The sequence below is a fragment of the Streptococcus sp. HMSC062H02 genome, assembly GCF_001813005.1.
GTDB lineage: Bacteria > Bacillota > Bacilli > Lactobacillales > Streptococcaceae > Streptococcus > Streptococcus oralis_S.
The window spans coordinates 2634-3683 of the sequence record NZ_KV811106.1 but is presented as its reverse complement, the minus strand read 5'-3'; the positions used below and the strand labels follow the sequence as shown (position 1 = coordinate 3683).

1 protein-coding gene is annotated in these 1050 nt (G+C 46.8%); it reads right to left on the bottom strand.

Annotated features, from left to right (window positions below):
• On the bottom strand, positions 1 to 1050 hold a 1050-nt coding region (locus HMPREF2885_RS03630), incomplete at both ends, for an SHIRT domain-containing protein (protein ID WP_222563576.1).

The following is a 1050-nucleotide window of genomic DNA, read 5'->3' as shown; positions in this document are numbered from 1 at the left end:
TGCCATCTTTCAAGTTTGTTTGGTCTGCTGGAAGAAGGGCCTTCACTTCTTGTGGAAGCTCTTTACCCGGAGTTCCGCTGACAAACTCGTGAACTGCTTTATGAGTCACTGTTGGAACTGGGCTTGCTGTAAACTCCCATGTACCTACAAACTTAGCATCTAATCCATTAATTGTTTCCGATGTCTTATCGTAGGACTTGAAGCTCCAGGTACCTTCTGCTGTCCTAACTTCTTTTTGGCTTGGTTGCGTTGGTGTTGCTTGGCTACCATCTTTCAAGTCTGTTTGGTCTGCTGGAAGCAGGGTTTTCACTTCTTGTGGAAGTTCTTTGCCTGGAGTTCCGCTGACAAACTCGTGAGTTGCCTTATGAGTCACTGTTGACGCTGGAGTGAATTCCCAGGTACCGATAAAGTGGACATCCGCTCCATTGATGGTTTCTGATGCCTTGTCATAGGACTTGAAGCTCCATGTACCTTCCGCGGTCTTAACCTCTGTTTGACTTGGTTGTGTTGGTGTTGCTTGGCTGCCATCTTTCAAGTTTGTTTGGTCTGCTGGAAGAAGGGCTTTTACTTCTTGCGGAAGTTCTTTTTCTGGCGTTCCGCTGACAAATTCATGTGTTGCCTTGTAAGTTGGCGCTGGGGTGAATTCCCAGGTGCCTACGAAGTGTACGTCTGCTCCATTAATAGTTTCAGAAGTCTTGTCATAGAACTTGAAGCTCCAAGTGCCTTCTGCTGTCTTAACTTCTGTTTGACTTGGTTGCGTTGGCGTTGCTTGGCTACCATCTTTTAAGTCTGTTTGGTCTGATGGAAGCAAGTCTTTCACTTCTTGTGGAAGTTCTTTACCTGGAGTTCCGCTGACAAACTCATGTGTTGCCTTGTAGGTTGGCGCTGGGGTGAATTCCCAGGCTCCTACGAAGTGTGCGTCTGCTCCATTGATGGTTTCCGATGTCTTATTGTAGGACTTGAAGCTCCAAGTGCCTTCCGTGGTCTTAACTTCTGTTTGACTTGGTTGCATTGGCGTTGCTTGGCTACCATCTTTCAAGTCTGTTTGGT